This is a genomic window from Streptomyces sp. NPDC001401, from assembly GCF_042895385.1.
GTDB lineage: Bacteria > Actinomycetota > Actinomycetes > Streptomycetales > Streptomycetaceae > Streptomyces.
The window spans coordinates 192,294-218,536 of record NZ_JBIAWI010000002.1; the positions used below are offsets into that span (position 1 = coordinate 192,294).

The 26,243-nt window shown below is 69.3% G+C and carries 16 protein-coding genes, 2 pseudogenes and 1 riboswitch; of the genes and pseudogenes, 13 read left to right on the forward strand and 5 right to left on the reverse strand.

Annotation, left to right across the window (positions count from 1 at the left end; all coding sequences use genetic code 11):
- Positions 1-92 precede the first annotated feature (92 nt).
- From ACFY10_RS08575 to ACFY10_RS08590, 4 genes are all read left to right on the forward strand, one after another.
- Positions 93-1,496, forward strand: a complete 1,404-nt coding sequence (locus tag ACFY10_RS08575) for a M16 family metallopeptidase (protein WP_390664317.1) — start codon at positions 93-95, stop codon at positions 1,494-1,496.
- Positions 1,493-2,881: a M16 family metallopeptidase gene (locus ACFY10_RS08580; protein WP_390664318.1), complete on the forward strand. Its 1,389-nt coding sequence runs from the start codon at positions 1,493-1,495 to the stop codon at positions 2,879-2,881. Before ACFY10_RS08575 ends, ACFY10_RS08580 begins: the two co-directional genes overlap by 4 nt.
- Positions 2,882-3,084: 203 nt before the next feature.
- Positions 3,085-3,249, forward strand: a riboswitch (cyclic di-AMP (ydaO/yuaA leader).
- A 12-nt stretch (positions 3,250-3,261) separates the two neighbouring features.
- On the forward strand, positions 3,262-4,026 hold the full coding sequence (locus tag ACFY10_RS08585; RefSeq protein ID WP_390664319.1) for a M23 family metallopeptidase: 765 nt from the start codon (positions 3,262-3,264) through the stop codon (positions 4,024-4,026).
- A gap of 186 nt (positions 4,027-4,212) precedes the next feature.
- Complete coding sequence (locus ACFY10_RS08590; protein WP_390664320.1) at positions 4,213-4,905, forward strand: GntR family transcriptional regulator; 693 nt, start codon at positions 4,213-4,215, stop codon at positions 4,903-4,905.
- Positions 4,906-5,138: 233 nt separating this feature from the next.
- Here ACFY10_RS08590 and ACFY10_RS08595 read toward each other — a convergent pair whose 3' ends face one another.
- Positions 5,139-5,420: an HPr family phosphocarrier protein gene (locus ACFY10_RS08595; protein ID WP_030605519.1), complete on the reverse strand. Its 282-nt coding sequence runs from the start codon at positions 5,418-5,420 to the stop codon at positions 5,139-5,141.
- Positions 5,421-5,629: 209 nt separating this feature from the next.
- Here ACFY10_RS08595 and ACFY10_RS08600 point away from each other — a divergent pair, with 209 nt between their 5' ends.
- The 4 genes from ACFY10_RS08600 (at position 5,630) to ACFY10_RS08615 (ending at position 10,997) form a co-directional block, all read left to right on the forward strand.
- Positions 5,630-8,458 carry a GNAT family N-acetyltransferase gene (locus ACFY10_RS08600; RefSeq protein ID WP_390664321.1) on the forward strand — a complete coding sequence of 943 codons (2,829 nt, stop codon included), beginning with the start codon at positions 5,630-5,632 and terminating at the stop codon, positions 8,456-8,458.
- A 64-nt stretch (positions 8,459-8,522) separates the two neighbouring features.
- On the forward strand, positions 8,523-9,110 hold the full coding sequence (locus ACFY10_RS08605; RefSeq protein ID WP_275780710.1) for a DUF5998 family protein: 588 nt from the start codon (positions 8,523-8,525) through the stop codon (positions 9,108-9,110).
- A complete protein-coding gene (locus ACFY10_RS08610; RefSeq protein ID WP_390664322.1) occupies positions 9,110-10,303 on the forward strand; it encodes an alkaline phosphatase family protein in 1,194 nt (397 codons plus the stop codon). The genes ACFY10_RS08605 and ACFY10_RS08610 overlap by 1 nt, the downstream gene beginning before the upstream one ends.
- A 43-nt stretch (positions 10,304-10,346) precedes the next feature.
- Positions 10,347-10,997 carry a thymidine kinase gene (locus ACFY10_RS08615; protein WP_344393381.1) on the forward strand — a complete coding sequence of 217 codons (651 nt, stop codon included), beginning with the start codon at positions 10,347-10,349 and terminating at the stop codon, positions 10,995-10,997.
- Between the two features lie 372 nt (positions 10,998-11,369).
- Here the strand turns inward: ACFY10_RS08615 and fxsT are convergent, their stop codons facing one another.
- From fxsT to ACFY10_RS08635, 4 genes are read right to left on the reverse strand one after another with little or no spacing between them, the layout of a single operon-like run.
- Positions 11,370-15,230, reverse strand: coding sequence for an FxSxx-COOH system tetratricopeptide repeat protein (fxsT, locus tag ACFY10_RS08620; protein WP_390664323.1), 3,861 nt, complete (start codon positions 15,228-15,230; stop codon positions 11,370-11,372).
- Positions 15,214-16,503, reverse strand: coding sequence for a TIR-like protein FxsC (locus tag ACFY10_RS08625; RefSeq protein WP_390664324.1), 1,290 nt, complete (start codon positions 16,501-16,503; stop codon positions 15,214-15,216). The genes fxsT and ACFY10_RS08625 overlap by 17 nt, the downstream gene beginning before the upstream one ends.
- Before the next feature lie 26 nt (positions 16,504-16,529).
- Positions 16,530-17,405 carry a macro domain-containing protein gene (locus tag ACFY10_RS08630; RefSeq protein WP_390664325.1) on the reverse strand — a complete coding sequence of 292 codons (876 nt, stop codon included), beginning with the start codon at positions 17,403-17,405 and terminating at the stop codon, positions 16,530-16,532.
- Positions 17,402-18,148: a TIR domain-containing protein gene (locus ACFY10_RS08635; RefSeq protein WP_390664326.1), complete on the reverse strand. Its 747-nt coding sequence runs from the start codon at positions 18,146-18,148 to the stop codon at positions 17,402-17,404. Before ACFY10_RS08635 ends, ACFY10_RS08630 begins: the two co-directional genes overlap by 4 nt.
- 163 nt (positions 18,149-18,311) lie before the next feature.
- Between ACFY10_RS08635 and ACFY10_RS08640 the strand changes: the two are divergent.
- From ACFY10_RS08640 to ACFY10_RS08660, 5 genes and pseudogenes are all read left to right on the forward strand, one after another.
- A pseudogene (locus tag ACFY10_RS08640) lies at positions 18,312-20,357 on the forward strand (KGGVGR-motif variant AAA ATPase); the annotation flags it as partial.
- 515 nt (positions 20,358-20,872) lie between these two features.
- Positions 20,873-21,610: a WXG100 family type VII secretion target gene (locus tag ACFY10_RS08645; RefSeq protein WP_390664327.1), complete on the forward strand. Its 738-nt coding sequence runs from the start codon at positions 20,873-20,875 to the stop codon at positions 21,608-21,610.
- Positions 21,607-25,461 (forward strand): DUF6531 domain-containing protein, encoded by a 3,855-nt coding sequence (locus tag ACFY10_RS08650; RefSeq protein WP_390664328.1) that lies wholly within the window; start codon positions 21,607-21,609, stop codon positions 25,459-25,461. Before ACFY10_RS08645 ends, ACFY10_RS08650 begins: the two co-directional genes overlap by 4 nt.
- Positions 25,430-25,927 carry an Imm50 family immunity protein gene (locus tag ACFY10_RS08655; RefSeq protein WP_390664329.1) on the forward strand — a complete coding sequence of 166 codons (498 nt, stop codon included), beginning with the start codon at positions 25,430-25,432 and terminating at the stop codon, positions 25,925-25,927. The genes ACFY10_RS08650 and ACFY10_RS08655 overlap by 32 nt, the downstream gene beginning before the upstream one ends.
- Positions 25,917-26,243, forward strand: a pseudogene (locus ACFY10_RS08660) (Imm50 family immunity protein); the annotation flags it as partial. The gene ACFY10_RS08655 and the pseudogene ACFY10_RS08660, both read left to right, overlap by 11 nt.

Below are 26,243 nucleotides of genomic sequence, written 5' to 3' on the forward strand. Positions count from 1 at the left end.
CTTCGCCGATGATCTGCACGCTTGCATACAGTGGCAGGACCGGCAGGAAAACCGCGGTTTCAACCACCGCATCCGCGATCGAAGGGACGTACATGCCCATGGGTCACACGGCCACAGACCAGGCAGGCACCGGGGGCCTGACAGCGACCGAGCACCGCCTGGCCAACGGCCTGCGCGTGGTGCTCTCCGAGGATCACCTGACCCCGGTCGCGGCGGTGTGCCTCTGGTACGACGTCGGCTCGCGCCACGAAGTCAAGGGACGTACCGGCCTGGCTCACCTTTTCGAGCACCTGATGTTCCAGGGCTCCGGGCAGGTCAAGGGCAACGGGCACTTCGAGCTGGTCCAGGGGGCCGGCGGCTCGCTCAACGGCACCACCAGCTTCGAGCGCACCAACTACTTCGAGACCATGCCCGCCCACCAGTTGGAGCTCGCTCTCTGGCTGGAGGCCGACCGCATGGGCTCCCTGCTCGCCGCCCTCGACGACGAGTCCATGGAGAACCAGCGGGACGTCGTCAAGAACGAGCGCAGGCAGCGCTACGACAACGTGCCGTACGGCACGGCGTTCGAGCGGCTGACCGCCCTCGCCTACCCGGAGGGCCACCCCTACCACCACACGCCGATCGGCTCGATGGCCGACCTGGACGCGGCGACCCTGGAGGACGCGCGCACGTTCTTCCGCACGTACTACGCGCCGGGCAACGCCGTCCTTTCGGTGGTCGGCGACATCGACCCGGAGCAGACGCTCGCCTGGATCGAGAAGTACTTCGGGTCCATCGCCGCGCACGACGGGAAGCCGGCGCCCCGCGACGGCTCGCTGCCCGAGATCATCGGTGAGCAGCTGCGCGAGGTCATCGAGGAGGAGGTCCCGGCGCGCGCCCTGATGGCGGCATACCGGCTGCCGCACGACGGCACGCGCGAGGCGGACGCCGCCGACCTGGCGCTCACCGTCCTCGGCGGCGGCGAGTCCTCCCGCCTCTACAACCGGCTTGTACGGCGCGACCGTACGGCCGTCGCGGCCGGATTCGGCCTGCTGCGCCTCGCCGGAGCGCCCTCCCTGGGCTGGCTGGACGTGAAGACCTCCGGTGACGTCGAGGTGCCGGTCATCGAGACCGCCATCGACGAGGAGCTCGCCCGGTTCGCCGCGGAGGGCCCCACGGCCGAGGAAATGGAGCGCGCCCAGGCCCAGTTGGAGCGCGAGTGGCTGGACCGGCTCGGCACGGTCGCGGGCCGCGCCGACGAACTGTGCCGGTTCGCCGTCCTGTTCGGCGACCCGCAGCTCGCCCTCACCGCCGTCCAGCGCGTCCTGGAGGTGACGGCCGAGGAGGTCAAGGAGGTCGCCAAGGCCCGCCTGCGGCCCGACAACCGCGCGGTGCTCGTCTACGAGCCGCTCTCGGCCGAGTCCGCGGAGCACACCCAGGACGAGGACTTCCCCGAAGACCCCGAGTCCGAAGCCACGGTGGAAGCCACCAACCAGAACGAGGAGGCGGCCAAGTGAGCGAGCTCGCCACGATGCAGTTCCACCCGCAGCCCCAGGCGGGCGAGGCCAGGCCCTGGGCCTTCCCGGCCCCGCAGCGCGGCGCGCTCGACAACGGCCTGACCGTGCTGCGCTGCCACCGCCCCGGACAGCAGGTCGTCGCCGTCGAGGTACTCCTGGACGCGCCCCTGGAGGCCGAGCCGGCCGGCTTCGAAGGCGTCGCCACGATCATGGCGCGGGCCTTCTCGGAGGGCACCGACAAGCACTCCGCCGAGGAGTTCGCCGCCGAGCTGGAGCGCTGCGGCGCCACCCTCGACTCGCACGCCGACCACCCGGGCGTACGCCTGAGCCTGGAGGTCCCGGCCTCCCGCCTGGCCAAGGCGCTCGGCCTGCTCGCCGACGCCCTCAGGGCGCCCGCGTTCGCCGACAGCGAGGTCGAGCGGCTGGTCCGCAACCGCCTCGACGAGATCCCGCACGAGCTGGCCAACCCCTCGCGCCGCGCCGCCAAGGAGCTCTCCAAGGAGCTGTTCCCGGCGACCTCGCGCATGTCGCGCCCGCGCCAGGGCACCGAGGAGACGGTCGAGAAGATCGACGCGGCGGCCGTACGTGCCTTCTACGACCGCCATGTCCGGCCCGCCACGGCCACCGCCGTCGTCGTCGGCGACCTCACCGGCATCGACCTGGACGGGCTGCTCGGCGACACCCTGGGCGCCTGGACGGGTTCCTCGGCCGAGCCCCGCCCCGTGCCGCCGGTGACCGCCGACGACACCGGGCGCGTGATCATCGTGGACCGTCCCGGAGCCGTCCAGACGCAGCTGCTCATCGGCCGCGTCGGCGCCGACCGGCACGACCGCGTGTGGCCCGCTCAGGTGCTCGGCACGTACTGCCTCGGCGGCACCCTCACCTCGCGCCTGGACCGCGTCCTGCGCGAGGAGAAGGGCTACACCTACGGTGTGCGCGCGTTCGGCCAGGTCCTCAGGTCCGCCCCGGACGGCTCCGGTGCCGCGATGCTCGCGATCAGCGGTTCCGTCGACACCCCGAACACCGGCCCGGCGCTGCAGGACCTGTGGACGGTGCTGCGCACGCTCGCCGAGGGCGGCCTCACCGACGCCGAGCGCGACGTCGCCGTACAGAACCTCGTCGGGGTGGCGCCGCTCAAGTACGAGACCGCGGCGGCCGTGGCGAGCACGCTGGCCGACCAGGTCGAGCAGCACCTGCCGGATGACTACCAGGGGACGCTGTACCAGCAGCTCGCCGCGACCGGCACCGTGGAGGCCACCGCGGCGGCCGTGAGCGCCTTCCCGGTGGACCGTCTGGTGACGGTTCTCGTCGGTGACGCGGCCGAGATCAAGGAGCCCGTCCAAGCCCTCGGGATCGGCGAAGTCAGCGTCGTGACGGCCGAGTAGAGGCTCGGTCAGCGGCACGCGCGCGCAGGGGCCCTGGTGACTGATGAGTCACCAGGGCCCCTTAATGTCCGAATTGAGGGAGAGGTTGCCTGTCTGCCCTGTGGCATGCGCTACAAAAGGCGTGATCCGTTTGGGGATTGAAAGCGGCCCCGCTTAGCGTCGTCCGGGCTGTCCGTCAGGCACCGCGCCGCATCCGCGGCACCGGACAGCCATCGCCGAGTCCCCGTACGGCGCGAGCCAGGGGAGCCGGGGACCCACCGCAGTCCCTGGGGTGAATCGGACGCCCGCGCGTGCAGCGAGGGGGTCCGTAGGAGACCTTCCTGCTCCGAACCCGTCAGCTAACCCGGTAGGCGAGAGGGAAGGAAAGGACCAGCCACTACATGGCGTTCACGCGCGCCACCGGGAAGCACCGCCGTCCCACGCGGATGCACCGCAACACCACCCGCGCCACCGGGATCGCGGCCCTCGCCACCACCGGCGTCATCGGCACCCTGGCAGCCCCCGCGCTCGCCGCCGACACCTCCGCTGAGCAGACCGGCCTCACCCCCGTCATCACCATCGGCGACACGATCGCCGACAGGATCGACGCCCAGGCCGACGCCCAGAAGCAGGCCGCCGAGGAGGCCGCGCTCAAGAAGGCGGCCGCGGAGGCGGCGCGAGAGAAGGCCGCCGCGAAGGCCAAGGCGGAGCGCGAGGCCAAGGAGCGCGCCGCCCGCGAGGCCGAGCGCAAGCGCCTCAACATGTTCGTCGCGCCGATATCCAACTCGTATGTCTCGACGGGCTACAAGGCCAGCAGCTCCCTGTGGTCCTCCGGCAGCCACACCGGCATCGACTTCCACGCCGCGAGCGGCACGACCGTCCACGCGGTCGGCTCCGGCACCGTCGTCGAGACCGGCTGGGGCGGCGCCTACGGCAACCAGATCGTGATCAAGATGAACGACGGCACGTACACCCAGTACGGCCATCTGTCGTCCATCGGCGTCTCGGTGGGCCAGACCGTCACCCCGGGCCAGCAGATAGGCCTCTCGGGCGCGACCGGCAACACCACCGGACCGCACCTGCACTTCGAGGCCCGTACGACCCCCGAGTACGGCTCGGACATCGACCCCGTCGCCTACCTGCGCTCGCACGGCGTGAACGTCTGACGACGGATCGCAAGATCTCCTGAGGCCCCGGCTCCCCGGCCGGGGCTTTTGGCGTTTCTGTCGCCCTGCTGTCCAAAAAATATCCATGGATTCCGGCCCGCCGTCGGAAATTCCGGCTCCGTGCAATAGAGTCACCGATACACGTCAATCATCGACGTTTCACGGGGATTAAGTCGGAGGTCGGTCATGCGTATTCCGGCGCACTCGGTGTGCACGGCGATCCGGGACGACATCGTCGCCGGTGTCTACGAGCGCGGCAGCCGGCTCACCGAGGAACTCCTCGCGCGCCGCTACGGCGTCTCGCGCGTGCCCGTCCGCGAGGCGCTGCGCACCCTGGAGGCCGAGGGCTTCGTGGTGACCCGGCGGCACGCGGGCGCGTGCGTCGCGGAACCGACCGAGCAGGAGGCCGCCGACCTGCTGGAGATGCGGATGCTCCTGGAGCCGCTCGGCGCCTCCCGGGCCGCCCAGCGGCGCACCGATGCCCACCTCAAGGTCCTGCGCGGCCTGGTCAGACTGGGCCAGGAGCGGGCCAGGAGGGGCAACAGCGAGGATCTGCGCTCCCTGGGAGGCTGGTTCCACGAGACGCTCGCCCAGGCCTCCGGCAGCCCCGCGCTGACCTCGATGCTGACCCAGCTGCGGCACAAGATCGCCTGGATGTACGCCGTGGAGGCACCGGCCAACCCCGTGGAGTCCTGGGCGGAGCACGGCGCGATCGTCGACGCCGTGGCCCGTGGTGACAGCGAGCGCGCGCGGGCGGTCACGACGCTGCACACCGAGCGCTCGAGCGCGGCGCACCGGCTGCGCTTCGGCGCCCCGGAGCGGGCAAACGGTGTGAGGAACTCGCAACATCCCGTAAACATGACGGGCCTGCGGCATTAACACGGGCGCCGTATACAAAGAGGAGATATTCGGCGGAGGAGTATTTCCGCTGCTCTTTTTCTGGCGCGCCGGGAATTTCCGCTCGCGCGCCGTTCGCATGCCCGGGTGGGCGTGCTGATTATGCCTGCGGTAATGGCGTCGGAACGAAGCCGCAATGGCGGTACGGCGAAAAACGGCGGAGCCGCGCCACCCGGAAAAGGTGACGCGGCTCCGCCGTTCGGTGCGGGTGGCGCTCAGACGGTCTCGGGGAGCTCCTCGAGCCCCTCGGAGACCAGCTTCGCCAGGCGGTCGAGGGCGACGTCCGCACCCTCGGCCTCGGAGGCGAGGACGATCTCCTCGCCGCCCTGGGCGCCCAGGCCGAGAACGGCCAGCATGGAGGCCGCGTTGACGGGGTTGCCGTCGGCCTTGGCGATCGTCACCGGGATACCTGCGGCCGTGGCGGCCCGGACGAAGATGGAAGCGGGGCGGGCGTGGAGGCCCTCGGCCCAGCCGACGTTGACGCGGCGCTCAGCCATGTGATGCTGCCCTTCAGAGTCTCAGGGTTGTCTAGACCAGTTTCCCACAACGTGAAGCGTCTCCGGAGCGGTTCTTCGTCCCGTCCGGGGTGGGCAGTCGGACCGCGGCCTCGGCCCGACTTCCGTCCTTGTTCACTTCTCAACGGACTGCCGTGTTCTCCACAGACTGCCCCGCGCCGTTGTCGGACGCGAGCCGTACTCTGGGGCCCATGCAGACCTCGCCGGACCGGCACGAGTACCCCGCCCACTGGGAGGCCGACGTGGTGCTGCGCGACGGCGGCACCGCGCGCATCCGCCCCATCACCGTTGATGACGCCGAGCGCCTGGTCAGCTTCTACGAGCAGGTGTCGGACGAGTCGAAGTACTACCGCTTCTTCGCGCCCTACCCTCGTCTGTCCGCCAAGGACGTCCACCGCTTCACGCACCACGACTTTGTGGACCGGGTGGGACTCGCGGCCACTGTCGGCGGCGAGTTCATCGCCACCGTACGCTATGACCGCATCGGCGCTGATGGCATGCCCGCGTCAGCTCCGGCCGACGAGGCCGAGGTCGCCTTCCTCGTCCAGGACGCCCACCAGGGACGCGGCGTCGCCTCCGCCCTCCTCGAACACATCGGCGCGGTCGCCCGGGAGCGCGGCATCCGCCGCTTCGCCGCCGAGGTGCTGCCCGCCAACACCAAGATGATCAAGGTGTTCACGGACGCCGGGTACACCCAGAAGCGCAGCTTCGAGGACGGCGTCGTACGCCTGGAGTTCGACCTCGAACCCACCGACCGCTCACTCGCCGTCCAACGCGCGCGTGAGCAGCGCGCCGAGGGGCGGTCCGTACGGCGGCTGCTCGTGCCCGGCTCCGTCGCCGTCGTCGGCACCGGCCGCACCCCCGGCGGCGTGGGCCGCAGCATCCTCGACAACATCCGTGACGCCGGCTTCACAGGGTCGCTGTACGCCGTGAACAAGGCGCTCCCCGAAGACCTCAAGGAACTCGACGGCGTCCCCGCCCACCGCTCCGTCCGGGACATCGACGGGCCCGTCGACCTCGCGGTCGTCGCCGTGCCGGCCGAGCATGTCCCCGAGGCCGTCACCGAGTGCGGTGAGCACGGCGTGCAGGGGCTCGTCGTCGTTTCCGCCGGGTACGCCGAGAGCGGGCCCGAGGGTCGCGAGCGCCAGCGCGAACTCGTGCGGCACGCGCGCACGTACGGCATGCGGATCATCGGGCCGAACGCCTTCGGGATCATCAACACGTCCCCCGACGTAAGGCTGAACGCCTCCCTCGCCCCCGAAATGCCCCGCCCCGGCCGGATCGGCCTGTTCGCCCAGTCCGGCGCCATCGGCATCGCGCTGCTGTCCCGGCTGCAACGACGCGGCGGCGGAGTCACCGGAGTCACCGGCGTGTCCACCTTCGTGTCGTCCGGCAACCGCGCGGACGTGTCCGGCAACGACGTCATCCAGTACTGGTACGACGACCCGGACACCGATGTCGTCCTCATGTACCTGGAGTCCATCGGCAACCCGCGCAAGTTCACCCGCCTCGCGCGGCGGACGGCGGCCGCGAAGCCGCTGGTCGTGGTCCAGGGCGCCGGTTCCGCCCCGCAGGGACATGCCGTACGGGCCACACGGCTGCCGCATGCGACGGTGTCCGCGCTGCTCAGGCAGGCCGGGGTGATCCGAGTGGACACGATCACCGAACTGGTCGACGCGGGCCTGCTGCTCGCACGGCAGCCGCTGCCGACCGGGCCGCGCGTGGCGATCCTGGGGAACTCCGAGTCCCTCGGGCTGCTGACGTACGACGCATGCCTCTCCGAGGGGCTCCGGCCGCTGAGGCCGCTGGACCTGACCACGGGGGCCTCGGCGGAGGACTTCCATGCGGCGCTGCTGCGGGCGCTGGGGGACGACGCGTGCGATGCGGTGGTGGTGACCGCGATCCCGGCGATCGGGGAGGGGTCGCCAGAGGATGCCGAATTGGCGGAGGCCCTGCGGTCCGCCGCGGAGGCCGTTCCGGGCAAGCCTGTACTGGTGGTGCACGTGGAGCTCGGAGGACTCGCGGAGGCGTTGTCGGCCGCCGCGAGCACCGCACCGCAGCCGGACACCGCGGCGGCCGGCCCCCGCAGGCTCCGCCCGTCGCAACAACTACCCCCTCCGGTACGGGCACAGGAACCCGCCGCCCCCGCCACCTGCTCCCGCCTCATCCCCGCCTACCCCGCCGCCGAGCGCGCCGTCCGTGCCCTCGGCGAAGCCGTGAAGTACGCGCAGTGGCGGCGCGACAGCGCCGATCCCGGCAAGGTGCCCGAGTACGAGGACATCGACGAGAAGGGAGCCGCCCGGCTCATCGACGGGATGCTCGCGCGCGGCCAGGGGCTCACGCTCGGCACCGAGGAGACGTGCGAGCTGCTCGGGCGGTACGGCATCCCCGTGCGCAGGGCGGTGCCCGCGTTCACCCCGGACGACGCCGTCCGGGCCGCCGGGACCCTCGGTTACCCCGTCGCCCTCAAGGCCACCGCCCCGCACCTGCGCCACCGCGCCGACCTGGGCGGCGTACGACTGGATCTCGCGGACGAGGAGCAACTGCGTCGGGCGTACGCCGAGTTGACCGAGCTGTTCGGGAAGCCGGAGGAGCTGAGGCCGGTGGTGCAGGCGATGGCACCACGCGGTGTGGACACGGTCGTACGGGCCGTCATCGACCCGGCGGCCGGAGCCGTCCTGTCGTTCGGGCTCGCGGGAGCCGCCTCACAGCTGCTCGGCGACATGGCGCACCGGCTGGTCCCGGTCACCGACCGGGAGGCGGCCTCGCTGGTCCGGTCGATCCGGACGGCGCCGCTCCTGTTCGGCTGGCGGGGCTCGACCCCGGTCGACACCCCCGCGCTGGAAGAGCTGCTGCTGAGGGTGTCCAGGCTGGTCGACGACCACCCCGAGGTCGTCGCGGTGACCCTGGAGCCGGTCGTCGTCGCACCCCGCGGTCTGACGGTCCTCGGCGCGTCCGTCCGCCTCGCGCCACCCCCCGCCCGCGACGACCTCGGCCCGCGCACGCTTCCCGTCTACTGAGACGGGCACGGAGACAGCCATGACCGGTGCCTCGCAGTCAGTGCACCCCCGTAGGATGGACGTCATGGCCAAGACCAGTACGACGACCCAGGGGCTGCGCGCGGCGATCGAGCGCAGCGGCTACTACCCGGCCCTCGTGGCCGAGGCGGTGGAGGCCGCCGTGGGCGGCGAGCCCATCCGGTCGTACCTGGTCCACCAGGAGACCACGTTCGACGCGAACGAGGTGCGGCGGCACGTCACGGTGCTCGTCCTCACCGGCAACCGCTTCATCGTCAGCCACACCGACGAGCAGGCGGCGGACACCACCTCCCCGACGCCGTACGCCACGACCTCGACGGAGTCCGTGAAGATCGGCCGGATCTCCTCGGTCGTGGTCAGCCGCGTGGTCGCCAACCCGGAGCAGTACCAGCCGGGCACCCCGCCCCGCGAGGTCGTCCTCACCATCGGCTGGGGCGCCGTCTCCCGCATCGACCTCGAGCCCGCGGCCTGCGGCGATCCCAACTGCGAGGCCGACCACGGGTACACGGGCAGCTCCACGGCGGACGACCTCAGCCTGCGCGTCAGCGAGGCCGGGGACGGACCGGAGACGGTGCGCCAGGCGCTCGCCTTCGCCCAGTCGCTCTCCGAGGCGACCGCGGACGTCGCCCGCTGATGTCTCAGCCCGCACCCTGGGACACGCACCCCGAACCCCTCGCCGTCGACTCCGCGCCGCTGCCCGAATACGGCAGCGGCTCCCTCGCCGACCTGCTGCCCACGCTGGCCGCCGGCATGGCCGTACCGGGCATGACCGCCGCGATCACCGAGCTGACCCCCGCCGACCGGAACTGCGTGTTCCTGATCGACGGACTCGGCTGGGAGCAGCTGCGGGCGCACCCGGACGAGGCCCCCTTCATGACCTCGCTCCTGGGTACCTCGCGCGGCGGCACCGGCCGCCCCCTGACCACCGGCTACCCGGCGACCACCGCGACCTCCCTCGCCTCCGTCGGCACCGGCCTGCCGCCCGGCGCGCACGGCCTGCCCGGCTACACCGCGCGCAACCCGGAGACCGGCGAGCTGATGAACCAGCTGCGCTGGCAGCCGTGGACGTCTCCGCGCGCGTGGCAGCCGTATCCCACGGTCTTCCAGCTGGCCGAACAGGCCGGTGTGCATGCGGCCCAGGTGACGTCGCCCACCTTCGAGAACACCCCGTTGACCAAGGTCGCGCTCAGTGGCGGAAGGTTCCACGGGCGGCTGTCCGGCGAGGACCGCATGGACCTCGCGGCCGAGCAACTGGCCGCCGGCGACCGCTCCTTGGTCTACACGTACTACGCCGAGCTCGACGGCGCCGGGCACCGCTACGGCGTCGAGTCGGACACCTGGCGCGGCCAGCTCATGCATGTCGACCGGCTCGTCCAGCGCCTGGCCGAGCAACTCCCGCCGCGCACCGCGCTGTACGTCACCGCCGACCACGGCATGGTCGACATCCTCTTCGACGAGCAGCACCGGATCGACTTCGACGAGGACTGGGAGCTGCGCGCCGGCGTCGCCCTGCTCGGCGGCGAGGGCCGCGCCCGGCACGTGTACGCGGTGCCGGGCGCCGAGAACGACGTACTCACCGTCTGGCGCGAGGTGCTCGGCGAGCAGTTCTGGGTGGCCTCGCGGGACGAGGCGATCGCGGCGGGCTGGTTCGGACCGCGCATCGACGAGCGCGTCCACGCCCGCATCGGCGACGTGGTCGCGGCCGCCCGCGACGACGTCCTGATCATCGCCTCCGAGCGGGAGCCCAAGGAGTCGGCGATGGTCGGCAACCACGGTTCGATGACCCCTGCCGAGCAGCTGGTCCCGCTCCTCGAAGTACGCTCCTGAAGCCCCACTGCCCTCCTCTTCGCCGAAAGGTGCTCAACTCCCCATGCCCGAGCTGGTGTTCTTCTCCGGAACCATGGACTGCGGGAAGTCGACTTTGGCGCTTCAAATTGGGCACAACCGTTCGGCCAGGGGTCTGCAGGGTGTGATCTTCACGCGAGATGACCGTGCCGGCGAGGGTAAGTTGTCGTCGCGTTTGGGCTTGGTCACGGACGCGGTTGAGGCGGCTCCGGGCATGGACCTGTACGGGTACCTGGTGGAGCAGATGTCGCACGGTGCCAAGGTCGATTACGTGATCGTGGACGAGGCGCAGTTCCTCGCGCCGGAGCAGATCGACCAGTTGGCCCGGATCGTGGACGACCTTGACTTGGACGTCTTCGCGTTCGGCATTACCACGGACTTCCGCACCAAGCTCTTCCCTGGCTCGCAGCGTTTGATCGAACTTGCCGACCGCGTGGAGACGTTGCAGGTCGAGGCGATGTGCTGGTGCGGTGCACGAGCCACCCATAATGCGCGCACCCTGGCTGGGGAGATGGTGGTCGAGGGTGAGCAGGTGGTGGTGGGGGATGTGGCCGGCTCGGCGGCGGAGGTGGGGTATGAGGTGCTGTGCCGGCGTCATCACCGCAGGCGGATGACGAGCGCCGCTGCCCATGCAGGGGCGTTGTCGCCGGACGTATTGCCTGTCACCTCCGCCTGATTTCCTGTCGGAGGGACGTCAGTGGACACGTTCTCGGTCGTGCTGGTCATGGTGGTTGCTGTGTGACGCGGGTGTGGTGGAGTTCCACTTCAATGTATAGGCCACGCAGTACCGTGGATTCGGCGAATTGGCAAACCGCCAGGTCAAACGGGGTCGACCCGAAATCGGGTCGACCCCGTTCGCGTGTCCGTGGCCGGATTCTGGCTGGACGGCCTGACGCTTCGTCACCTGTCGTCATCCGACGGCCACCGCCAACATCAGCAATGCTTCTGCCTGCGCGATGACAACTGCCGTGCGTTCCCGGCCAGTTCACTCCCCTGGTTGGCTGTCAAGTACCCAGAACCCTCCCGTTTTCGGATCAGTAGACAGTGGCTATGCAGGCAAAAGCGGTTCCAGGTCCCGATCGATGCGCTGCCACCCCCGAGCCGCCACCGTCCATGCATGTCCGTCCCCGAACCGTTTGGCAAATGTGGCCAGGGCTCGGTTCCGTAGCCGGCCGGCTTCCACCGTGCGCCCGAGCGAGTGCAGGGTGACCGCCAGGCCCAGGTCGGCGATCAGGGTGTCCGGGTGGTTGTCCCCGACACGGTCACGCAATGCCTTGGCGCAGGTCCGTGACAGGTGCTCCGCCTTGCCGAACTGCTCCAGATCACCGAGGGCGTTGGCCAGCGTCAGCATGCCGCAGAGAGTGTACGGATGAGCATCGCCGAGGTGCTCGCCCAGCGACTGCACGGTCCGGCCGGCCGCCGCCAGAGCCTTGTCCGTCTCCCCGGCCGCGCGCAAACAGACCGCGAGATTGTGCTCGCAGACGGCGGTGTCCGGGTGCTCGGCACCACAGACCTGAGCGAAGCGGTGCTGGAGTGTGCTGAGGGCGGTGCGTGCACCGGGTAGGTCACCCGCCCTGGCCGTCGCGAGCGCGAGGTTGATTTCGCAGGCCAGCCGGTCGGGATCGTCCCCCTCCCCTGCGGCGCGGTATCCCTTGTCGGCGGTCAGAGCGAGTGCGTGGGCTTCGTCCCACTCGCCCATGCGGCGCAGGGACACCGAGAGGCTGACGGTTGCACGCAGCGCGCCTTGCGTGTCCTGGCCCCGCGTCTCCTTCAGGGCGGAACGCAGCACGGGAACGGAACCGCCGTAGTCGCCTACCTCGCGCAGGTCGCGGGCGAGGCCCAGCGCTGACACCAGAGCCGACGGGTGCCCGTGCCCCAGCACTTCGCGCTGCCTTTGCCAGGTGGCCAGGCTGCGCTCCCGCGCGGCCGCGTAGTCTCCCACCAGACGCAACGACCGGGCCAGGGCTTCGGAGGTGGTGAGCGCCTGCGGATGTTCCTCGCCGAACGACTCCTGGAATCCGGCGGAAACCTCCCGCGCCAGTTCCAGCGCCTCGGCGAACCGGCCCAGCATCCGCAGGTCCTCCGCCAGGCCCGCCGCGGTCATCAGCGTGTGCGCATGGCCCGCCGGCAGCAGCATTCGCTGCCGCCTGAGCGTGTCGGAGTCCAGGTCGTACGCTTCGGCGTACGAGCCCAGGTCCCGCAGCGCCGCGGCCTGGTGACTGCGCAGCAACAGCACCTGGTGGTCGGCGCCCCTGCCGCCGTGGGTCCAGCTCCGGTCGAGACGACGCCCGAGTTCCAGAGCCTGCTCCGGCATGCCGCACTGAGCAGTACGGCGCAGCCGCTCGATGAGGATGGCCCGGGTGTCGTCGTCCCGGCACTCCTCGGCTCCGGAGTGATCGAGGTGGGGCCACAGCTTTTCGAAGGCCCGATCGTCCGCTTCGGTGCCGGAGCCGTCGCGTCGCGGCCCTGCGGCGCTGAGCAACTGGTGCGCCTCGTGGCGGACCTCGTCGACCTCGTGGGCGGGGAGAGCAGCCAATACCAGGCTCTGCACCACAGGGTGCACTTTCAGGGTGTGACCCGGCTGGTCGACCTCGGCCAGGCCGAGTCTGCTGATCTCCTGCACGACCCGGCCCAGCAGCATCGGCTCGTGCAGCGTGCCGTCGTGCAGACGCAGGACGCGTAGGGCCGCCTCGCTGTGCACCATGGGCAGCGGCACAGGCAGCGGCGCGAGATGGCTGCACAGGGCGAGCAGTCGCAGCGCCGCGGGAGCACGTTCGCCCAAGGTGGCCAGCGCCACCCGGGTACTGAGGGCGGCCGTGGGGTGAGCGCGGCCGTCCGAAGGGGGCGCGGTGGAGGCGCCGCTTTGCTCGGCCAGTTTCTGCAGATACTGCTCCGCCGAAGCCGTCGTCTGTGTCAGCCACGACCCGGCCTGCGCGACCGCGAGAGGCATGTCCTCCACCGCCGCCGCGATCCGGTCGGCGTCGTCGACGGTCAGCGCCGGAACCCGTCTGCGGAGCAGCTCGATGCTCTGCTCCCGGGTGAACGCGCCGACCTCCACGGTGTCCATCGCCGCGCTCCATCCCCGGTCCCGGGAGGTCACCAGCACATGTCCGTGCATGCTGGCGGGCAGTAGTCCGGACAGGCTCTCCGGGCTGCGCGCATTGCCGTAGATCAGCAGCCACCGGCCGTGAGGTGTGCCCCTGTCCAGCGCGTCGAGGGCCCGGCGCGCCGCCTCGGGGACGCCGGTGCCGTTGCGCACTCCGAGGCGGTCGGCCAGCTGCGCCAGCGACAGCAGGACCGACTCGCGGCTCTCCGCGCGGATCCACCACACCAGGTCGTACGCCGCCTGAAACCGGTAGGAGTACTCCACCGCGAGCTGAGTGCGCCCGGCGGCGCCGAGCCCGTCGCGGGGGAGGACCACGGCCCGCTGGCGGCTGACGTCGAGTGTGGCGTGCAACCGGTCCAGCAGCCGATCGCGGCCCACGAACAGCGGATTGCGCGGCGGAGCCTCCCAGACGGCCGGCGCATGGCCGGGAAACCGGGGCCGTGCAGGCGCCAGCGGCCGGGAGATCGTTTCACCGGGCAGTCCGAGGCTGCGCAGGACGGCTTCGGCCGTTCGAGGCTCGTCGAGGGAGGTCAGGTCGACTGGGTCGTAGTCGCTGAACGGCGCCGTCAGGGTGACGGATTCGATGCGGAAGGGGATCAGCTGTCGCGGTGCGCCGGGGTCGGCGTCGCCGACGCTCTCCCACAGCGTGCGGGACTGTGGTGAGCGGAGGAAGGACGACGACAGCAGCGCCACCGTGCGAGGCGCTCTGCCGGGGGTGGACGGCGTGGCGCCGACGGCGGGGGCGAGCACCTCGAAGCCGGAGTGCGTGAGCAGGGAGTTGATCCACTCCGCCCACATCCGGTCCTGAGGCGCATGCGACAGCCTCAGGGGAGTCGCGACGGGTGACATCGGGCGGACGTACAAGGCGAGGTGACGTCGGCGCAGATCGTCGTCGAGGGCCGGGAAACGTCGCACGCGTCCTTCGGTGATCCGGTCCGTCAGCTGCTCGAAGGCGGTCAGCAGACTGTTCGGGCTGTCCGGTGGGTCACCAAACGTGGCGAGTGTCTCCTCGTAGGCGTATTCCGGCTGGTGGGGGATCTCCATTCCGGCCCAGACGGCAGGCAGACGTGGAAAGGAGGAGCGGACCAGCTCCCGCGCGGCAGCCAAGCGCGTGCCCCGGCCATCGCCGACCCGCATGGCGACCGGCAGTACGCGCAGCGAGCGCGGATGGGCCTCCCGGGCAATGGACCGGGCCATGACGGCGGCGCCCTCGATGCTCTGCGAGCTCAGCGTGAAACAGTTCACCAGTACGTCCGGCAGGTCGATGGTGCACAGGCCGACCAGATCGCTCACCCCGCACCGGCTGTCGATGAGCGTGTAGTCGTAACGGCTCTTCATGTCGTGGCGTAGCGCGTCCAGGAACCGGGTGCCGCCGAACAGATCGGTGAACTCCCGCCAGCTGAAGTCCATCAGATGCGTCAGGTACTCCCCGTCCTGCCGCCCCGCGGGCATGTAGTCGAGGGTTCCGCCGCTGGGGAAGACCCAGTTGATCGAGACCGCATGCGGAAGCACCCTGGCGTGACGCTGCCTCAGGTCGGCCTCCGACTCGGTGCTGGTGTGCCAGTCCGCGACGTATTCGGCGAACAGGTTGAGCACGCCCGTAGTGGCGCCGGAGGTTGCGGCGTCGAGGAACGGATGGAAGTAGCGGTGCAACCCGGGTGCCTCGATGTCCCAGTCCGAGGCCAGTACTCGGTAGCCGTTGGAGGCCAGGATCCAGGCGGTGTTCGCCACCGCCATGGTCCGCCCGGTGCCGCCCTTCTGGGAATAGAAGGTGATGATCTGCCCGTCACGCCCGGCGGTCATCGGCCGCCTCCTCCACGGGTCCCCCCAGCACGGGTCCCCTCAGCCGGGGCCGGGCGATCGCGGGACCCTCCGGCGGATGGACGGGGGCGTACCGGATGAACTGCGCCGTCGCCCACTGGATCACGGTCGGCAGGATGGCGGCGAATCCCTCCAGCGACGGCACCCCACCCGTGGCCGACCGGGAGACGCTTCGGCCGCGTTGGAGGGTGCGCGGGAGGGTCTTCTCCAAGACGGTCTGCAGTTCGTGCCCGGAGGATGTGTTGTCCGGGTCGGACCGGTTCCATGGCACGATCACACTGACCCACGGTTGCGCTGCCTGATCCACCCGGGCCAGCAGCTCCCGCTGCCCGGGGTCGGTCAGCGCCCATCTGTCGAGCAGCACCAGTGTCGGCCCGTCCGGCGGCCGCTCGGTGAGCAGGCCGTCGGACGCCTCGCCGAGCGACTGGATCGTCGTCAGGTAGTCGAGCCGACGCACCTCCTCGGCGGCGAACTCGGCGAGTGGACGGCTGGCGTCCGTATCACTCACCCGGTACGGATTCCAGTCGACGGCGGATGGCCCGTAGCAGTCGGACGAGCGCCCCGGCGGCAGCTCCTGCCTGTTGGGTGCGGCCACGACGATGCGCAGCCGACGCGAGCCGGACCGTCGCCCGAAGGCACTGGGCAGATCGGTGAAGTCGAGCGGCTGCCCGGTGGGGATCGGGTTCTGCTGGGCTGTGACGACGATCGCCTTGGCCAGCAGATAGACGGCACGCTCGTACTCCTCGCGGAAGATCCGCAGTTTCATCAGGGCGTACAGACCCTCTGCGGCGTAGTCCCGACCGAACCGCTCATGGTCGTGGCTCAGGACCTCCGCCGCACCGGGAAGCCGTTCGGGCTGCACCGGCACCCAGAGCGCGGGCACGATCGCAGGGCCGGCGGCGCCCCTCGACAACCGGTGCTGTTCCTGGCGCTGGGAGAAGGCCCACCATTCCTTGCCGCACACGTCGCTGACGAAATAGCGCGGCGAGTAGAGCGGGACGAACACCTGGCAGGTCGCGAGTGCCTCCGACAAGCGGTCGCTCCAGCGTTCTCCGATACGCATCTCCCGGGCCATGAAGCCGATCGGCTGGCCCGCCGGGTGGTCTGTCAGCGCCATGATGTGGTCGCACAGGTCCCGGAACAACTGGTGGACCCAGTGGTCAGGGTCCGCAGACGAGTCGTGCCATGGCGTGTGCGCGTAGCTCAGAAAGAAATACGGCGCCTGCCGGTCCGCCCGGTCCGGTTCTTGGCTCACACGAAGCCCTCCCAACGGGCCGGCGGTCAGAGCGTCCGTAGAAACGCGGCCAGCTCCAGCATGTCGACGCGCTCATAATCCCTCGGATGGAGCAGGATCGTCAGCTCCTTGCACACGACCGACTGCCGTGACCTGGTGACGAAGGACAGCAGGATCAGCTTGACCAGGCTCCCGTGGTCCATGCTGTCGATGCGGGCCAGGTCCGATCCGATCACCGGCATGGCCACGGCCTCCCGTCGGGCGTGCAGATGCACTGCCCGCCACAGTTCTCCCAGTCCCCGCCAGAGTTGGTCCGGGCCTGAACTGACCGTCAGGTCGTTGCCCATGGTGCCGTAGGCGATCAGGAAGTACCGCTGTTCCGGCGAGCCGAGCACGGCGACCGTGCCGACGGGGTAGCGGGTGAGCTTTCCAGCACGTTTCGACGCCCGCTCCTCCACCCGAGCCGGCTCTGTGCCGAGCAGCGCAGCATTGAGTTCATCGTCCAGTCGGGCGACGTCGCCTGCGTAAACCCTGTGCAGGAACTGGCCCTGCACGCTGCGGCGCACGATCAGCAGGTCGTCCTGCGTGTCGGTGTCGAACACGTCGTTGCTGCCGATGACGAGATGGCACGGCTGGCCGAACAAGTCGCCCACCGAGATGGTGACTCGGAATCCCGGACGGACGAACTCGTGGCTGATGCGATCCCGGGGCCAGGACCGCAGGGTGCCGCCGACCAGGGCCAGGCAGGCGATGGCGATAAAGGTCGCGCCGCGAGGCAGGGAGCTGTCCGGCCAGAACGTGAGATACAGCTGAGCCGCGCCCGACAGCAGGCCGAACTGCACAGCGCAGGCTCGACCCGCCGTGGACAGACCGAGCCGGGTGCCGAACAGCATCCGCAGCCGGTGCCTGATCGCCGGACTCATTCCGTCTCGTCCAAGCCCGACGTGTCGGTCGCCGGATCAGCGAGGCGGACCGACTCGTCGTAGACGCCGGTGAACCTGGTCCGTTTCCTGGGAGGGTTGGCCTGGCCGTTGCGCAGCGCGTCCACGGCCCGCTCCAGATCGGTGATCCGGTTGATCTGCTCCTGAACCAGCGAACTCAGCTCTTCCAGGATCTCCTCCGGCGATCTGCGCGGCGGACCCTGCTCGGCGCTGTCCGCCGTGAGGTCGATCGCGGCCAGGCCGTCCCGCAGCTCCGGCCACACCTTGCGGAACAGGTTCTTGATCCGGGTGTCGTCCGGGTGTCGGTTGGCGGACTCACGCAGGACCGCGTTGATGGTCTTGACCATCTTGAGCACATCCGCCTCGTCGTGCGCCCGCGTCGACTGGAACTGGCGCAGCGGGCTGCCCGCCATCTCCAGGTCCTTGTGACTGCCCTCGAGCAGGAATGGCACGACCTGTCCCTTCCGCTCGTCGACCTCCTTCGACAGGGCTCCCGATTCGAAGGTGATCCAAGGGGCGTCGATGTTGGCCCGGGTGATGCACGCGATTCCGAAGGAACTCTCGTCGAGCTGCTCCTTGAGTTCCGTCAGTCCGCGTGCCCCCTTCCTGATGCTGTCCGAGGAGACGAAGGGTTCGAGCTCGTCGCTGAAGTAGGGCAACCACGCGGCGAGCAGTTCGGCGCACCCCTGGGAGGCCGATCCGGACCAGCTCAGAAAGATCTTCATGATGCCCCCCGGTCCGCGACCTCACCGCGAGGATAAGGCCAACAGGGATCAACTGCCCCTGGAACGGGGCATGTAGGCCTGTCAGCGGCTAGTCTGAAAGGCCTGGGAGTGCTCCGATCCCGGGCTGTGATGCGAATCCGACACGGCATGGCAGGGAGCGGCGATGACCGATGGCCGTGACGGACGCATCGTCACGTTCTACTCCTACAAGGGTGGTACTGGCCGCACGATGGCGCTGGCCAACGTCGCCTGGATTCTGGCCGCCAACGGCAAGCGAGTCCTCGTGGTGGACTGGGACCTGGAGGCGCCAGGCCTGCACCGCTTCTTCCACCCCTTCCTCGACCGCGCGGTGCTGGGCGCCACCACCGGTGTGATCGACATGATCACCGACTACGCGTGGGCCGCCACTGAGCAGCCGACCGCGCCTTCCGGGGCCTGGCATCTGCCCTACGCCCGGATCCGGACCCATGCCGTCTCCCTGAACTGGGAATTCCCTGACGGCGGAACCCTCGACTTCGTCTCGGCAGGTCGGCAGAGCCGCGAGTACTCGGCCATGGTCAGCACCTTCGACTGGGACAACTTCTATGAGCGGCTCGGGGGCGGTCTCTTCCTGGACGCGATGCGCGAGGAGATGAAGCGGCACTACGACTACGTTCTCCTCGACAGCCGCACCGGCCTCAGCGACACCGCGGACATCTGCACGGTGCACCTGCCCGACGTACTGGTGGACTGCTTCACCCTCAGTGACCAGAGCATAGACGGCGCCGCTTCCGTCGCTCGCGAGATCAGTGAGCGCTACGGAGACCGCGGGATCTGGATCCTGCCCGTGCCGATGCGCATCGACGAGGGAGAGAAAGACAGGGCCGACGCCGGCCGAGCCCTCGCCCGGCTGAAGTTCAAGGGCCACCCGGAGGGGCTCACGGGGTCCGGTCTGGCTTCCTACTGGGCTTCGGTGGAGATTCCGTACCGGCCCTACTACTCGTATGAGGAGACGCTGGCGACCTTTGGCGACGAGCCCGGCGTGGGCACCTCATTGCTCAGCGCCTTCGAACGTCTCACCGCCTGGGTCTCCGACGGCGAGGTCGCTGCCCTGCCACCGATGGAGGAGGCAGCGCGACGGCGCATGCGGGACATGTTCGTGCGCCGCCGCCCCGTCCCGCCCTCGGATCTATGGCTCGCGCACGTTCCCGAGGACCGCATGTGGGCGGACTGGACCGAGAGCGTCCTGCTCAGGTCGGGCTTCCGTGTTCGGGCCTACCCGGTGGGGGGCGCACCACCGGACGGCGACGGTGGCCGGGCGGTTGTCCTGCTGTCCGGGGCGTATGTGCGCTCCTCGTCGGGGCGCGCTCAGTGGGAGGCGCTCAACGCCCGGGACGTCACGGGTGTGTGGCGTCAACCGGTGCTGATTCGCGTCGACGACGCTCGGTTCCCGGAGCCGCTCCCGGACAGCCACCTTGTGGATCTGATGCGGTTGGACGAGGGCACCGCGGCTTCGGCACTGCTGCGCGCTCTGGACCGCCCCGGTCTGCTGAACGATGGTGCAGCGCCGACTCCCCGCTTTCCCGGCACGGTGCCTGCGGTGCAGAACGCTCCCGTACGCAACCACTTCTTCACCGGCCGCGACGCGATCCTGGAAGCGTTGCGCGACCAACTCGTAAGAGGGCCGAAGCCGTTGGTGCTGCAAGGGCCGACAGGGGTCGGCAAGTCGCAGATCGCTCTCGAATACGCGCACCGCTTCCTGGCCGACTACGACCTGGTGTGGTGGGTTCCCGCCGAGGAGGCCGAGCAGATGGCCGCCTCGCTGGCCGAGCTCGACGATCGCCTCGACGTTCGGAGCGCCCCCGACACCGGCTCGGCCGCCCTGCAGGCCCTGGATTCCTTGAACAGGGGGATGCCGTACGCCCGTTGGCTCCTGGTGTACGACGCCGCGGAGGACCCTCAGCAGCTGATCCCGTACGTCCCCGAGGGCGGCCATACCCTGGTCACCACCCGGAACCCGCACTGGAGTCGGCTCGCTGCCACCGTCGACATCAATGTCTTTGAGCGGGAAGAGAGCGTGGAGCACCTGCTGCGTCGCGTCCGGGATCTGACGCCCGAGGACGCTCACCGCGTGGCCGACGCAATGGGCGACCTGCCGTCGGCCGTCGACCAGGCCGCCGTCTGGTTGGACGGGACGGGGACGCCGACCGACACCTACCTCGAGCAGTTGCCGAACTGGCCCGGCCGGCACGGCCGAGATGACGTACAGCCGTGCTGACTCGCTCATGCGGGCACTGGTCGCTGTCCCCGCACAAGAGCCTCGTCGGCTCCCGACTGCCGACGGCGACGCCGGGAAATGGGCGGACGAGCAGCTTAGGGTGACGCTTTCGCTGCTGGGCGAGTGCGAGTCGGTGCGCCCCGGTGGGTGGAGTTGCGGTTCCGCTGCTACCGCAGACTTCCGGAGTACGACGACCTCGCGGGCGTGCTCGGGATGGGTGTGCAGGGCGTCGCTGGTCACAGGGCGTAGAGAACTCCATGGTCACGGAGGCATTGCCCGCCTCCCTACTCGCACCCGTCAATCCGACAGAACGTCACCTTCCGCCCCGGATAGGCGCCTTCGCCGGTGCCCTGATCGCGGGCCCGACAGCCCAGGCCGTCAACTTGATCGCGCATTTGCCCGACCGTTAACCCTTCATGGGCGGCACACCTGATGGGCTGTCGTAGATGTGACAGACGGGGGTCGGGATGGCAATCGAGCTGCCGGAGGAAGTGGTGTCGTTCCTCCAGTTCATCGGGGTGAACTGGCCGAACGTCAACGAGGACAAGGTCCGTGAATTCGCCGCGCATGTGCGGGAGTTCGCGCAGAACGTGGACGACACGCACCAGGACTCCACCGCGACGATCAAACGTCTTGGCGCGGTGTACCAGGGGGCGTCGTACGAGGCGCTGCTCGCGAAGTGGGCGCAGCTGTCCAACAGCCACATGAACGAGCTGATCGAGGCCTGCCACACCGTGGCCACCGCCCTGGATGTCGCGGCCGATGTGATCGTGGCCATGAAGGGCGAGGCGATCGCCGAACTGGTGGTGCTGGCCGCCACGTTCGTTGCGGACCAGGCGGCGGCGGTGGCGACCCTGGGCCTCGCGGAGGCGGCCGAGGCGCTGGTCGTGGAGGCGGCAGAGAAGCTGATGGACTTCCTTGAGCAGCAGCTGGAGCAGTACATCATCGGGCAGGTGATCGAGGCCGCCATGAACCCGTTGGTGGATGTGGTGGGGAAGGCCGTGACGGGGCTGGTGTTCCAGACCACCGAATCCGCGCTCGGTGTGTCCGCCGGCGGCGGGAGCACCGGGGCGGTGGGCGAAGGCTTCTCGGTCGACCCCGAGCGGATGCACGCGCACGCGGAGCTGATGCGCGGCCATGCCGAGACGGTGGCCTCTCATGCGGAGACGTTCCGGACCAAGCTCGCGACGGTGAGCTTCGAATGAGCAACCGGATCGTCCAGGCCCTGGAGGACGGGGCCCGGAAAATGGGCAAGGCCATCGGTGAGGACGCCGGCAAGGCCGTAAAGGACCTCTACCACAACACCGGCACACGGCTGAAGAAGGTCGCTCAGAACCACGTCGAGAACGACGCCAAGCACGCCTCCGAACTGGAGAAGATCCTCAAGGGCGGCGGCAAGGAAGACGTGCCAGCTCCGCGCGCCGGCACCAGTGGCACAGGGCGGGCGTCCGGCGCCGGGCAGGGCCGCGAGCAGGTGGAGAACGGGGCTCGCGAGGGCGTCGAGGAAAACGCCGGTTCCGAGGCCCGGCGCAGCGCCCGGGACGCGCTCGACGACAACCCGAGACACGAGGGCCAGTCGGCCAAGGAGAAGGTCTGCGACGGCGACCCGATCGACATGGCCACCGGCCGCATGCTCATGTCCCAGACGGACATTGCGCTGCCCGGCACGCTGCCGCTGGTGTTCACCCGCACCTTCGAGTCCTCCTTCCGATCCGGCGGCTGGTTCGGCCCCGCCTGGTGCTCCACCCTCGACCAGCGCCTGCTGATCGACGACCTGGGCGTGATCTTCGTACGGGAGGACCGCTCCCTGCTCTCCTACCCGCACCCGGCACCGGGGGCAGCAACGCTGCCGGTGGAGGGAGAGCGCTGGCCGCTGGAGGCGGCCGAGGACGGCTACACCGTCACCGACCCGGCCACCGGCCGCATCTGGTACTTCACCCACCACGACGGGTCGCTGGCGCTCCTCGACCAGCTCGACGACCGCAACGGCAACTGGATCGCCTTCGACCACGACCCGGCCACCGGTGCACCCCTCGCGATCCGGCACTGCGGCGGCTACCAGCTGAACATCACCACGGACCACGGCCGCATCACAGGCCTGTGCCTCGCGGGAGCCGCCGAGGACGGCGGCGACCAGCTCATCAAGGCGTACGCATACAACAGCGCAGGTCAGCTCATCGAGGTCGCCGACTCCGAGGGGCGTGCCATGCGCTTCGGTCTCGATGCCCTGGGGCGTATCACGTCGTGGACCGACAGCAACGGCAGCAGCTACACCTACGCCTACGACGAACGACACCGCTGCGTACACCAGTCAGGAATCGCAGGGCACCTCAGCGCCACGTTCACCTACGACGCGATCGATCCGGAAACCGGTCATCGCGTCACCGCGATCACCGACTCCCAAGGCAACACCACGCGCTATCTGATCAACGACGCGTCGCAAGTAGTCGCCGAGATCAGTCCACTGGGCGCGGTGACCCGCTTCGAGCGAGACCGCTACAACCGCCTGCTGTCATGCACCGACCCGCTCGGCCACACGACGACCTTCACATACGACGAGGAAGGACGGCTCGTCACCGTCCACCGAGCCGACGGACGCAGCAGCCACATCGACTACAACGCTCTCGGCCTGCCCGTCCAGATCACCGGCTTCGACGGCCGAGCCATACGGCAGACCTACGACAGCCGCGGCAACCGCACCTCCCTGACTTCTTCGACCGGCGCCACGACCACGTACGCGTACACACCGCAGGGCCACGTGTCGGCGATGACGCATCCGGACGGCAGTACCTCGCACGTGCGGTGCAACGCAGCCGGGATGCCCCTCGAGATCACCGATCCCCTGGGGAAAGCGACCCGTTACGAACGCGATGCCTTCGGCCGCCCGATCACGCTGACCAGCGCGCTGGGCGCGGCGACTCATCTGCGCTGGACCGTCGAAGGCAAGCTCAAGACCCGGATCTTCCCGGACGGTCATGCCGAATGCTGGACCTACGACGGCGAGGGCAATCAGCGCACGCACACCAATGTCCTTGGCCAGGTGACCCGCTTCGAGTACACCCACTTCGACCGTCTCGCCGCGCGCACCGGCCCGGACGGCGTACGGCACGAGTTCGCCTACGACACCCGACTCCGGCTCACCCAGGTCACCAACCCCCTGGGAGAGACCTGGAGATACTCCTACGACGCCGACGGACGCCTGGCCCTCGAGGAGGACTTCGACGGGCGCGTGATGCGCTATGGCCACGACGCCGCGGGGCGCCTGGCATCCCGCACCACCCCCGTGGGGCAGACCGTCCGTTTCACACGCGATGCGCTCGGGCGCATCGTCCAGAAGGACGTCGACGGCGCGCTCACCACGTACACATACGACACGACGGATCAACTCGCCGCGGCAGCGAGCCCCGATGTCCGGCTGGAGCTACGGCGCGATCAGCACGGCCGCGTGCTCACCGAGGCGGTCAACGGCCGCGTCATGTCCTTCGGTTACGACGCCATAGGCCGGAGGGTCTCCCGTACCACCCCCACCGGTGCGCACAGTTCATGGACCTACGACCATTCCGGCAACCGCGTGCAGCTGGTCACCGGTGGACGAACCGTGACGTTCACGCGCGACGCCGTGGGACGCGAGACGAGCCGCACCTTCGACGGCGGCTTGACCATGGACTTCGCCTACGACCCCCTCGGCCGTCTCGTCGGCCAGACCAGCGCGGCGCCGGCCACCGGCATCATTCAGTCGCGCGCGTACCGGTACCGCGCCGACGGCCATCTCACTGGCATCGACGACCAGTTGCACGGCCCCTCGGACTTCACCCTGGACGCAGTCGGCCGTGTCACCGCAGTCAACGCCCACAACTGGAGCGAGACCTACGCCTACGACGCCGCAGGCAACCAGACGGCCGCCAACTGGCCCGACGTCCTCGCCCCTGAAGGCCAGGGCGAGCGCACCTACACCGGGACCCGCATCGACCGCGCCGGTGGCCTGCGTTACGAGTACGACGCAGCCGGCCGCACCGTGCTGCGCCAGAAGACCCGCCTTTCCCGCAAACCCGACATCTGGCGCTACCGCTACAACGCAGAGGACCAGCTCACGTCCGTCACCACTCCCGACGGCACGACCTGGCGCTACCTCTACGACCCGCTCGGCCGACGCACGGCCAAGCAACGCCTCGACGACAGCGCAGCCGTCGTGGAACAGGTCGATTTCGCTTGGGACGGGAACACTCTCTGCGAGGAAACTCAAAGCACGACAGGCGTCACCCTCACCTGGGACCACGACGGCCGACGCCCCGTGGCCCAGTACGAACGAAAGCCGCTGTCGACGACCGAAGTCGACGAGCGTTTCTTCGCCATCGTCACCGACGTCGTCGGCACCCCCACCGAGCTGATCGACGAACACGGACGGCTCGCGGCCCGCACCCGCACGACGCTGTGGGGAACCACTGCCTGGGGCAACGGCGCGGTGGCTCATACCCCACTTCGCTTCCCAGGGCAGTACCACGACGCCGAGACGGGGCTTCACTACAACCATCACCGCATCTACGACCCCGTCACCGCTCGGTACCTCACGCCCGACCCCCTGGGCCTGGCGCCTGCTCCCAACCCCGCGTCATACGTGCACAATCCGCACGTCTGGAGCGACCCACTCGGCCTCGCTCCCCAGGAATGCGACCCTGATAATGTCCCGGGCACCAAGCGTACCTATGCAGAAGCCAAGGCCAAGGCGCTGAGAGATGCGGGAATTCCGGACGGTGCGGTGCCATTGGAGCAAAACGACTGGGTCAGGGCCACGACGCCGGAGTGGCAAGGGGCGAAGCACCTCATGGACGAGAACAACCAACCGATCTACTACACCGAGGAGATATACGAACACCCCAATGGCGAGGACCTCATCGTCTTCCAGGACCACCACTTCGGTCACCAGGAACCCGGAACCCCTGGCCATCAACCCGCGCACGTCCACGTACGACCGATAGACGACACCCGTAATGGGCAAGTCCCCGGAGCCGAAGAGCACTACTACTATGACCGTTCAACTCATCCCAGCCGACCCTGAGCCGCTTCGCCGGCTGTACGGCGACTTCCCCACCCTGGACGAATTCCGCCTCCGTTCCATCAACCTCAACGCGCGCGGACCCGCGCTCACACTCCGCGTCGACCTTCCGAGCTTCCCCGAACACCCACCCGAGGAATGGGCGGCGGCCGAGTGCGACGTGGTGCAGTGTCACATTGACTTTGCAGCGGTCGAGCACCTCATCCTGCAGGAGTGGAATCCGTCCGCGACAGTGCAGCTCACCGCATTGACGACGGAAGAACCGCGGAGGGTGGATGTGTCCGTCCAAGGTCCTGGCGTCACACTCGGATTTCGCAGCCACGAGTCCGTCATCATCCGTCACATCAGCGGTTTCCGCATTGCACCCGATGGTTCGGATGAGGCTCCCCACCAGTTCCTCAGCAAGCTCGACGCACGCCGCTTCTCGACGATCCCCCGCACCTACGAAAAGACCTTCTATGCACGCTGACAGCTGGGTTCAACTGCTCACGGAGCCCGCACTCATTGCGGGCCTCTACGATTCCCCGCCAGACCTGAGCGCATGCGCCCTCTTCTACGTCCATCTCGACGAGCGCGCAGATTCCGTGACACTGGGATTCGATACCTCGCACCTCCCGTCACACCCTCGCCCGGAATGGCAGGAGAAACCCTTCAACGCCTTCGAGTTTCATTTGCAGTTCGAATCCGTGTCAGGACTTCGCGTCGCGGGATGGGCTGCACCAGCACAGAAGAACATTCGGATGTCTGCGCGCGAGGCCGGAGGCGTGAGATTTTCGGCGAGCGCA

Coding starts and splice junctions, on each gene's coding strand:
- ACFY10_RS08635 (WP_390664326.1), bottom strand. CDS start 18,148: ATGAAGATCTTTCTGAGCTGGTCCGGATCGGCCTCCCAGGGGTGCGCC.
- ACFY10_RS08610 (WP_390664322.1), top strand. CDS start 9,110: ATGTCTCAGCCCGCACCCTGGGACACGCACCCCGAACCCCTCGCCGTC.
- fxsT (WP_390664323.1), bottom strand. CDS start 15,230: ATGACCGCCGGGCGTGACGGGCAGATCATCACCTTCTATTCCCAGAAG.
- ACFY10_RS08655 (WP_390664329.1), top strand. CDS start 25,430: ATGACCGTTCAACTCATCCCAGCCGACCCTGAGCCGCTTCGCCGGCTG.
- ACFY10_RS08600 (WP_390664321.1), top strand. CDS start 5,630: ATGCAGACCTCGCCGGACCGGCACGAGTACCCCGCCCACTGGGAGGCC.
- ACFY10_RS08590 (WP_390664320.1), top strand. CDS start 4,213: ATGCGTATTCCGGCGCACTCGGTGTGCACGGCGATCCGGGACGACATC.
- ACFY10_RS08605 (WP_275780710.1), top strand. CDS start 8,523: ATGGCCAAGACCAGTACGACGACCCAGGGGCTGCGCGCGGCGATCGAG.
- ACFY10_RS08615 (WP_344393381.1), top strand. CDS start 10,347: ATGCCCGAGCTGGTGTTCTTCTCCGGAACCATGGACTGCGGGAAGTCG.
- ACFY10_RS08585 (WP_390664319.1), top strand. CDS start 3,262: ATGGCGTTCACGCGCGCCACCGGGAAGCACCGCCGTCCCACGCGGATG.
- ACFY10_RS08630 (WP_390664325.1), bottom strand. CDS start 17,405: ATGAGTCCGGCGATCAGGCACCGGCTGCGGATGCTGTTCGGCACCCGG.
- ACFY10_RS08595 (WP_030605519.1), bottom strand. CDS start 5,420: ATGGCTGAGCGCCGCGTCAACGTCGGCTGGGCCGAGGGCCTCCACGCC.
- ACFY10_RS08575 (WP_390664317.1), top strand. CDS start 93: ATGCCCATGGGTCACACGGCCACAGACCAGGCAGGCACCGGGGGCCTG.
- ACFY10_RS08645 (WP_390664327.1), top strand. CDS start 20,873: ATGGCAATCGAGCTGCCGGAGGAAGTGGTGTCGTTCCTCCAGTTCATC.
- ACFY10_RS08650 (WP_390664328.1), top strand. CDS start 21,607: ATGAGCAACCGGATCGTCCAGGCCCTGGAGGACGGGGCCCGGAAAATG.